The organism is Steroidobacter sp., from assembly GCF_016790065.1.
Taxonomy (GTDB): Bacteria; Pseudomonadota; Gammaproteobacteria; order Steroidobacterales; family Steroidobacteraceae; genus Steroidobacter.
The window spans coordinates 1-9607 of the sequence record NZ_JAEUPY010000414.1 but is presented as its reverse complement, the minus strand read 5'-3'; the positions used below and the strand labels follow the sequence as shown (position 1 = coordinate 9607).

Genomic DNA, 9607 nt, shown 5'->3' with positions numbered 1-9607 from the left:
TGTCGCGCTTGCAGCCTCGACAAGATCAATGCCGGCACGGAACGAGCGTCCCTCGGCAGGTGATAGACACCCGAGAGATACAAATTTCCCTCGATCAGCACCACATCGACGTCAGGATGAGTGAAGGCGGTGATGATCCCGCGAACGAACGTGGCGACGGAATTGTTACCGTGCCCGGAGATCGCCACCAGCTGCGCGCCCGGTGCAACGCCATCGATACGACCGGCCGGCGCCCGGTTGGCAACAGCGGCGCCGGCCACCGCACTCGCGTGATTGCCGACGCCGAAATTGAACGACAGCCGGTCGCCCTCCCTTTGCAGCGCGTACCCGATCGTATCTCGCACTGGCGTTGTCGGATCGTCGCGGCCGACGATGCCGAGCTCGTGCGTGCGGCGATACTCGCCTACGGCAACTTCATCCGCGAAATCGCCGTCGAGATCGGTATCGAGCCAGGCTTGTCGAGTCCGGTCGGACCACAGCACGGGATAGGAGATCAGCACACCCGCAGCCGCTTCCTGTTTAGAGACCAGCACGGCATGCTCGGACCAAACCTTTTGGCCGATGTCGTAAATACGTTGCACGCCGCCGTCGGTGGACGACACCGCCAACCGTGTCACGCGAAACGATCCATCCAACGGCACGGAGTATGTCTTTCCCTGATGCGTGAGCTTTCGCGAACGCGCAGTCATCGGCGCCGAGAAGCGCGACGTCCAGAATTCGCCGATGCTCTGCGCCTGCGGATCGAGGGTCGGCAGCGTCGCTGGAAAGTTGATCACATCAAGGAACTTCGGCAACGGTTCGCCGCTGGCCGAAAGCGCGGTCTGTAACTCGGGCGACAGAAAATCCGGGAACCACTCCACGTACCCGATCACGACGCCGCGACCATCGTTACCATCGTGGCGCTCGCGGAACGCGATGCCATCCATGTCTTTGAGAATGTCGTAAGGTTGTTCGAGGTTCGGCGCGCCAGGTTTCGGCGGCCAGTCCGCACGCGCGTTTCGCACTGGCGTCGCAGGTTTACTGGCGTCGGTCCGAGCCGGCGTTTTCGGTGGCGACCACGGCGGCGTCTCCCAACCAAACAGCGCCTCGCCATAGCGCCCGCGAAAATTATCGAGCTCGGCGGCGGCGATCGACGAATGATCGAGGAATTTTCGAATGCGCGCCGTCGGCAACACGGCTGCCACATAATCGACGTCCTTGCGCACGTAGTCGACGCGACCGCCTTCCCGACGGACGCGATCGATCACTTCCCCGCTCCTGCCCTCTGCGGCAGCGATGGCGATGACGGCATAGGGCTCGCCGTTCGCTTCATACAGCGCCAGCTTGCCGGACTGGACTTCGTCCATGCCCCATGCGCGTGCCGCCAGCAGCGCCAACCACGGCGCCAGCCATAGCAGGTTCTTCATCATGTGCTCTCGAAGTCGACAGGGAGTTATTTGTTCTGGGTCGCAAGATTCGCGTCGAGCCACGCGACGATTTCATCGACCACGTTGCGCACGTTCGCCGGCGACTGGCGTAGCCCATGATCTTCGCCCCAGTACCGCAGCAGCTTCGCTCGCTTGCCCTGGCGGTACAGCGCGTAGAAGAACTCTTCCGCCTGCGTCATCGGGCCGCGAATGTCCTGGTCGCCGTGGATCATCAGCAGCGGCGTTTGCACACGGTCGACGAAATACAGCGGCGAGTTCCTCAAGTAGCGCCACAAGTCTTCCCACGGCGGCACGCCCATGCTGACCTGGCCGTGCTCGAGCAGCCCCCAGTTGGCCGACTTCTGATGCTCGATGCCTCCGTAATTGCGCGCGGTCGGATCGAACTGTCCGTACAGGCTCACCAGCTCGGTGATGCCGGCGATCGCAATCGCCGCCTTGAAACGATTCGTGTAGGTGACCAGCGAGTACGTGCTGTATCCGCCGTAACTCTGGCCCATCACGGCGAGCCGATCGGGATCGGCGATCCCCAGCTCGATCAACTTGTCCACGGCGGGCATCGCGCCCTTCGGCAGGTCGATGTAATCGTCATTCTTCCCGCCATCGGGCGCGAGCGGCATGCTCGGCATCATCACGACGTAGCCCTTCGCGGCGTACAGCCGCATGTTGTACATGCCCGGGCTGTAGAGATTGAAGAAGTCGCTGTCGAGTCCACGGACCGTGGCGCCGGCGTACACCCAGAGCAGCGTCGGATACTTACGACCCGGCACATAGTCCGGCGGCAGGATCACACCGGCCTTCAACGCCTGGCCTTCGATGCCGCGATACTCGATGAGCCGCGTCTCGCCCAGTGCCACGTTGGCCATATGCTCGTTGAGCGACAGCAATTTCTTCGCGTCGCCGCCGGCTGCACTCGTCGCCCACAGAAACGTGCCGGTCGGCGCCGCGTCTTCGAACAACACACGCGCGCGAGCTGCATCGTACGATTCGAATCGTGCAGTCGGGCTCGGCAACGCAAGCGGCGTCACCGTCGCCGTGTCGCCTTGGATCTGTGCTCGCACCCAAGGCCGCACTCCGTCCTTGCCTTTGCCTGCGATCAGCAGTGTTAACGTCGCGCTCTGTGGCGGGCTGGCCCACATGACTTCAGCCGCTTCCGGCAGCGCCGCCGACGCAAGTCGCGTTGCCTGGCCGGTGCCTATATCGAGCGTCCACAGCGCATTGTCGGCAACTCCGACCAACCGGCCGTTCGACACGGACCGATGCCAGCTCGCCGGCACGTGCTCCATCTTCGATGTCAGATTGACGGGCTCGGCACCTTTCCCGAGCAGCCACCAGTCGGCACGAGGCACACTGATCGAACGCGCCGAGCGGATCCAATATTCCAGCGGCGACAGTTCCTCATCGGCACGCACCGCCTTCGCAATCAGTCCGCCGGTATCGGTCCAGATCACGCTCGAGGTGTCCGGCACGTCTGCGCCTGAAGCCGATGCCGCCACCGACAGCTCATCCGGACTCACTCGCGTGACGGCAAAATCGCGAGCGGACGCAACGAACATGGTCAGTGTCAGCGTCGATATTTTGGGACGCGCGCGAACCGCCACGGCGCTGCCGTCGTTCGACCAAGACAGCAGGTCCAGCAAATATTTGCCGGTTGCAGGAAGCGACGTCCAGCGCACCGACGAGCCTGCCGCGAGCTCGACGAACCCGAGCTGCTTGTCCACTGCCCAGGAACCGAATGGATAAGAGAATTTCTCGCTTGCGCTCGGCGCCGTGGCACGAGTCGTCGTCAGCACCGCCGCCGATTTCGCATCGGGCGCCAGCACGATCTGCAAGTCACCATCGAGAGGAAACGCCGGCACCACTGCGATCTCTTCCGTCCGGGCATTGCGGGCATCGATCCGCAGCAGCGAGGCGTTCAGCGGTACGGCGGATTCCGCGCCACCGCTCTCGACCGCCGATACGGTCGGCTCTCCGCCTCGCTCCAGCGACTTCAAAGTCGCGGAAGCATGTTTCATGCTGCGCGTGTACGCATCGAGCAAGCCGGAAACATTCCCTTGCGGAAGCGCGACCGCGAGCAGCGACGTGTCGTCGATCCAAACGAACGGTGCGTTCTCTTCGTCGCTGCAGCGGCCAGCGTTGTGAGCCGAGTCGAACTGATTGCGCAGATCGACTCGATAGAGCGCCGAGCCCCCCATGGTCTGCGTCATCATGGCTCGCGGGCTCAGTCGCTTGATTGTCCCGCTCGCCTTCTCCCACACGTGCAAGCGAATGTTGTCACCCCCGCGCGGCTCCGTGCCCGCGGGCTTGGTCGACAGCATGGCGAGTCGCTTCCCATCGGGTGACCAGGTCGCACACCAGAATCCGCTCGCATCGCGTGCGCCTTGAGTGAGATTGCGCCGGTCGCCGGTCTTGGTGGAGATGAGCCAGACGTCGGCTCGTGTCACGTCCATTTCATAGAACGTTCGTCCATACATCTCGCCCGGCGTCACCGGGCGGATGACCACGGCCGCGAGCCACTCGCCGTCTGGCGAAACAGCAGTTTGATTTACGACGCTGAGCTCGAACAGATCGTCGAGCGTCACCGGGTGCTGCGCGAACGCAGCCCCGGCCACACACAGCGATGCCAGCAGCCCCCACAACTTTGCCAAGCGAGCGCGCATAGATCACCAGCGCTTGGACACGCCGACGGTCACCATCCGCCCGAGCGGACTGGCGTTGGCACCGTCGTAGTGCGAGTTGCGACCGGACGCGGCCACGTACGGCGGCTGCTCGTCGAGCAGGTTGATCACGCTGAGCGATAGAAACAAATTCTTGCCGTCGGCCGCCGCACCGCCGAGTGCATAGCGAAGGTTTGCATCGACCGTCACGTAGGAGCGAACCGGCGCATCGATCGCGCCAGACGTGTCCACATACGAGTCCGCGTAGTTCACGGCCAGCGCCGCATCGACCTTGCCACGCGACCACCAGGCCGTCGTGCGAACCCGCCAGTTGAGCGGATTGCCGGTCGTATCCACCAGGTCGAGCGATGGCACGCCGGGCGCGAACGAGCTCATGATCTCCTGCAGATGGCTGGCGTTGAAGCCGAAGCGAAACTGGTTGTCGCGCCACTCGAAGCCATAGTCGAGCGTCAGATCGAAGCCGCTGATATCGACCTTGCCGGCGTTGATCCAGCGACTCTCGTAGGTGTAGCGTGCGATGTTCTCCGGGTTGGGCCCGAAGAAGCCGCCGGCGTAGCCGGGCCCGGTCGCGTCGTAGTAGCTCACCGGCCCGTTCACGAGTTGCGCCAAGGCGGCCTGCAGCGCGGCCGCCGATGCATATTCGGTCACGAACACCTGCAAGGTCGGATCCAGCAGCGCACCAGTATCGAACGGCGGTGCGATGATGCGATCGGTGTACTTGATGTCGAAGTAAGTCAGCCCGATCTCCAGGCCCGACACCGACTCGGGACGAAACGTAAAGCCGAGCGTCCAGTTCTTGGATTCTTCGGGCACCAGCGGCGAGGAGCCGAACAGCTGGATCACCGGCACGTAGCCCACGCCGTCGGGCGCGGTGAACGAATAGATGAACATCCTCGGATCGATGCCTCTATTGCTGTCGGCGAGCTCGCGTCCCGCTGAGGGTGCACGAAAGGATGTGCTGTAGCTGCTGCGAATCTCGAGCGAGTCGATGGGCGACCAGGAAATGCCGATCTTCGGATTGGCGGTATCGCCGAAGTCGGAGTAGTCGTCGTAGCGCGCGGCCAGGGACATCTCCAAGCTACGAACACCCTTCATCGCGTTGTCGGGCCCGACCAGCGGTACGTGCACTTCGGCGAACACCGAATCGACGGTGCGATCCGCTTCTTCGGCAAACCCCCACGCCGGCGCCTTGCGGAAGTAATCCTCGGAGCGCGTACTGGCGCCGACCGCGAGCCCGACGCTGCCGCCCGGCAGATCGAACAGCGGGCCGGTCGCCTTGATGCCCGAGCTCCACTGATCCTGGCGCTGATCCTGGACGTACGACTGCGACGCATTCGGCGCGCCGGTCGCCACGGTGATGACATCGGAACGCAGTTGGACGTCTTCGCGGCTCACGACACCGTCGAGAGAGATCTCCCAGCCGTGCCCGAGCTCGTAAGTCAAACCCAGCGCCGCGTTGATGCGATCGATAGTATTGGGATCCGTGGACGTCAACGAGCCGCCGCTGTAGGTGAGATGGCCGGTGCGCTCGGAATGCGAGAACTGCACGTCGGCCTGGGCGGATAATTTGTCGGCGAGCCGCTGCCGGCCCGAGAACACGACCGCGATCTGTTTGTTCTCCGGAAAGATCGAGGTGGGATTGCGCACGGTCGACGTGACATCGCGATCCCGAGCCAGCAACTCGCTCTGATTCTTGTAGTCGATCACGAACAGCGCATTGCCGCTGTCCCACTGCGAGCCCACCGTGTGAGTGAGCTGCCATTCGTCGAGGCCGTCTTCGGTGGTGAAGCCGTACGACGCCTGGCTCTCCGACCCTTTGAAGTCCTGCTTCAAGATGAAGTTCACCACGCCGCCGACGGCATCGGCGCCGTAGATGGCCGAGGCACCGTCGCTCAGGATTTCGATACGCTCGATGGCGCTCAGCGGAATCAACGAGATGTCGGTGAACGTGCCGGCACCCGACGCCGCGATTCGCCGGCCGTTGATCAGCGTCAGCGTCGCGACCGAGCCAAGACCTCGCAGGTTCACGCCGGTGCCCTTGGTGCCGTTCAAGCCGGCCAGCGAGCCCGCGCTCAATTCGCCATCGGCGGTCGCGCCCTCCGAGCCACTGCGCACGTTCTGCGGCAAGGACTGCAGCAACTGTTCGGTGCTGCTGTAGCCGCTGCGACGGATGGTCTCCTGATCGATCACGATCACCGGCGAGCCGGCCGGCGCCACACCTTTGATGTTGGTACCGGTGACCACCACTTCATCGGTGAGCAGCGATCGATCGAATTCGGAGTTCGTGTCGGAAGTCTCTGCTGGCAGCGCCTTGAGCACGACCGTATGCGCATCCACGAACTGGTAACTCAGCGTAGTTCCAGACAACAACCGGCGCAGCGCTTCATCCGTGGTCAGCACGCCTTTGAGGGCTGGCGCCTGAATGCCCTTCACCAGTTTTGGATCGATGAGAATGTTGGTCTCGGTACGCTTGCCCAGCGCCCGCAGGGTTTCAGCGAGCGGTTGCGCCGGAAAATCCAGGACCAATTCGGTTTGCGCCCACGCTCCCAACGGCAGCGCACAGCCCGCCACCACGGACCACCAGAGACTTCGATATTTCGACACCGCGCTACTCCCCGTCTTGTTTATTTCCGACGGGTGCTTAGACGCATTGCGCCCCACTCCAACCACACTATTTTTTGAGCGTGATGCCGCCCTTCTCCATCACGACTCGAAAACCGTAGCTTTCCGCCACGGCGTGCGCGAAGCTGCGATTGTCTCCAGTGCGGAACACGCCCGAGACTTCGACCTCGCCATCCTCCGGGGACGCGAGACGGATCGGCTCCTGGCTATAGCGATTCATCTCGGCCACCGCTTCGGACAGCGGCATGATGGGAAGGTCGAGAAAACCCGTGCGCCACGACGTGACTTTCTCGAGCGGCGGCTCATCCACGCGAGGCGGCAACTGCGCGGCGACGGTGAGTCGCTGCCCGGGCGTCAGTTTGACGATTCCTGCTTCCGGATGCCGCGCCTCATTCACCGTGACCTTGCCTTCGACCAACGTCACCAGCAACCGATCCGCATCGCGCCTCACTACGAAGGCCGTGCCGACTGCGTTGATTTGCTTTTCACCGGCGATGACCACGAATGGCCATTCCGGCCCACGCTTGGCGACATCGAAGTAGGCCTCACCCGATTTCAACTCGACAGCTCGGCGTTGCGCGTTGTAGTCCAGCACCACACGTGTGTCAGTATTGAGAAAGATGCGCGTGCCATCCTCCAGCGTGAGAATGCGCTGCTCGCCGATCTCTGTAGACACGCCGCCGAAATGCGCTTGCCATAGCACGGCTGCCACCGAGAATACCGCGATGATCGCCATGGCCGCGGCGGGCCTCAACCACCCGGTGCCACGCTCTTTCTTCGCCGCCAGGTGATGGGGGAACGAGCCTTTCGGTACCAAACCCGCGGCCTCCCACCCTCGCGAGGCAGCGTCGAACGCCCGGGCGTTGCCGGGATGGGTCGCGAGCCAGCGCCGGAAGCCGCGATCCACTCGCTCATTCCGATCAGGACTGTGCAGCAGCGTCATCCACACCGCCGCCTCTCTCGCCTGTTCCTTGGTGCACGGGACGGTCATGGCTCCAAAAACTCCTCGGTCAGCGCGGCTGCGGCTCGCGCGATGTACTTCTCGACCGCACTTACACTCAGGCCTGCGTACTCCGCGATTTGCACATAACTCATGCCGTGCAGTCGATGCAGAAGAAACAGGTCGCGAGCCCGCGGGCCGGCCGTTCCCAACGCCCGCCTGACACGCGCCGCGTGCTCCGCAGCCTCGACCATATCTTCCGGCGAGGGCCGGGAATCGATAACGTCGATCTGCTCGAGCGCCTTGTGCGAGTACAGGTGGCGGTGTTCGCGCCGGTGAGCATCGCGCGAGAGATTCAACGCCGTGCTGACAATAAAAGCTTCGGGCTCGCGGATCTCATTCCCCTTGTCGAGATATTGTTTGACGCGCAGGAAGGTCTCCTGGATCAAATCCTCCGCATCCTCTCGCGAGCGTCCGCGCCGGCGCAGAATTCTTTCGAGACGGGAGAAATGCGCCATCAGGGCATCGAGCATGCGCCCGACGATGACACAGGAAATTCAGCAGTTCCAGTGGAAAAATCAACCCACGGACCGGCCAAAAAAATAGTGTGGTTTGCGCCGGCCCCACACGTCTAAGAAAATTACGCCCTGGCTCCGACTGGACTACAGGTCGGAGAAATCCGCCTTGCGCTGCCCAGGAACGCAGCCATGCCCTCGCCGCATTTCCACTTCCAGTCGATGGCCGCATCCTTGCTCGATAGGATCTGAGCCGGGTTTTGCACCAGATGGGTGCCAAGATCGATATACGGAGCGACAAAAAAACTCTACCGGCTTGCGCAGTCTGCGCAGGCGTGAAAACAGCTCCCCGGAATAGACCGCATTCAATAACGGACCGGACTGAAGCTCCATCCGCAGTGGCGCTTGAATGCGCTCGACATTGAGGTCACGCACCGGTGCATGGCGGAGCCTGGTCCACGAGACTTCCAATCGCCGCCGCGGGATTGTTGCCCTTGATCTCCTTCAATTCGCATGTGCGACTCTCAGATGCTGGGAAAACTTCACCTAGGACACATTCCCTCTCGGTGACGGCTTAAGACGCGGACGCTGTGTTCGATCGGATAATTGTAATAGACCAGTGACCGGACCTTAGAAGTTCGGGACCTCAGATGATCAGCAGAGCGTCCTGTTGCAAGCTGCTGCTGTAGCGAGGCTCGCCACCGATGCGTATATGCACGTCGCCTCCAGGCAGCACGTTGAGTTGAATCGGCTGTTCGCCTGCGTACGTGTGCACCTTGCCCTGCCAGGTGCCGATGAGCTGAACGGTCGGCTGGAAAGCCGGCGTCACTGGCAACGAAGGCCGTGGCGGAATCTGCCAGTCCGGCAGAAAACTCTTGAGAATCTGCGCCGGCAGACTACCGGTCCCGCCATCCGCATTGGCAAGCACCACCACGCCGAGGTTCTGCGACGGCACGAACATCAAGTTCGATGCAACGCCCGAGGTCGAGCCGGTGTGCCCGATGACGCGATAGTCGCCGTTCCTGGGCACGCCCCAGCCCACGGCATACCCGCCATTGCCGGTCCCAGTAGCCACCGGATCGCGACTCATCTCGTCGATGAGATCATCGTTGAGAACGCGCGCCTGATCGGCGAGAGGCTGCTTGAGAAGAAACAACCCGAGGCGCGCCAGATCGTGCGCGAGTAGAGCACGCCCTGCGCGATCACTGAGTCTGCGCTGTCGGACCCGCAGTCTTCGTCTTCCCGCTCAGAAAGAGCGTGGTGCCGTTCATGCTACCGGAGATGATGTCGGGACGGCCGTCCCCGTTGACATCGGCCACATCGATGCGGCGACCGATGCCGGCGCTGCTGTCGATGAGTTGCGGCTGCCAGGTGACGCCTCCTGCGCTGCGCACCAGGCGAAACCAGTAGACCACCGCCGGATCCTGA

Annotated in this window: 7 protein-coding genes; all 7 read right to left on the bottom strand. The window is 62.7% G+C overall.

Annotated elements, in window-relative coordinates:
* Window positions 1–1406: hypothetical protein (locus JNL55_RS17160; RefSeq protein WP_293856129.1), on the bottom strand; the 1406-nt coding region annotated here is incomplete at its 3' end.
* Window positions 1407–1432: 26 nt separating this feature from the next.
* Entirely contained in the window at window positions 1433–4084 is a 2652-nt protein-coding gene (locus JNL55_RS17155; RefSeq protein ID WP_293856126.1) for a S9 family peptidase, read from the bottom strand.
* 3 nt (window positions 4085–4087) lie between these two features.
* Entirely contained in the window at window positions 4088–6706 is a 2619-nt protein-coding gene (locus JNL55_RS17150; RefSeq protein WP_293856123.1) for a TonB-dependent receptor, read from the bottom strand.
* Window positions 6707–6773: 67 nt separating this feature from the next.
* Window positions 6774–7715 (bottom strand): FecR family protein, encoded by a 942-nt coding sequence (locus tag JNL55_RS17145; protein WP_293856120.1) that lies wholly within the window; start codon window positions 7713–7715, stop codon window positions 6774–6776.
* Complete coding sequence (locus tag JNL55_RS17140; protein WP_293856117.1) at window positions 7712–8197, bottom strand: RNA polymerase sigma factor; 486 nt, start codon at window positions 8195–8197, stop codon at window positions 7712–7714. The genes JNL55_RS17145 and JNL55_RS17140 overlap by 4 nt, the downstream gene beginning before the upstream one ends.
* A gap of 628 nt (window positions 8198–8825) precedes the next feature.
* The gene (locus JNL55_RS17135; RefSeq protein WP_293856132.1) at window positions 8826–9410 is read right to left on the bottom strand and encodes a serine hydrolase domain-containing protein; all 585 of its coding nucleotides are present in this window, start codon (window positions 9408–9410) and stop codon (window positions 8826–8828) included.
* A partial coding sequence (locus JNL55_RS17130) for an FG-GAP repeat domain-containing protein (RefSeq protein WP_293856114.1) occupies window positions 9382–9607 on the bottom strand: 226 nt, incomplete at its 5' end. The genes JNL55_RS17130 and JNL55_RS17135, both read right to left, overlap by 29 nt.

Bases quoted from the DNA above. Each gene is read 5' to 3' on its own strand.
- JNL55_RS17155 (WP_293856126.1), bottom strand. From the start codon at position 4,084: ATGCGCGCTCGCTTGGCAAAGTTGTGGGGGCTGCTGGCATCGCTGTGT.
- JNL55_RS17145 (WP_293856120.1), bottom strand. From the start codon at position 7,715: ATGACCGTCCCGTGCACCAAGGAACAGGCGAGAGAGGCGGCGGTGTGG.
- JNL55_RS17140 (WP_293856117.1), bottom strand. From the start codon at position 8,197: ATGCTCGATGCCCTGATGGCGCATTTCTCCCGTCTCGAAAGAATTCTG.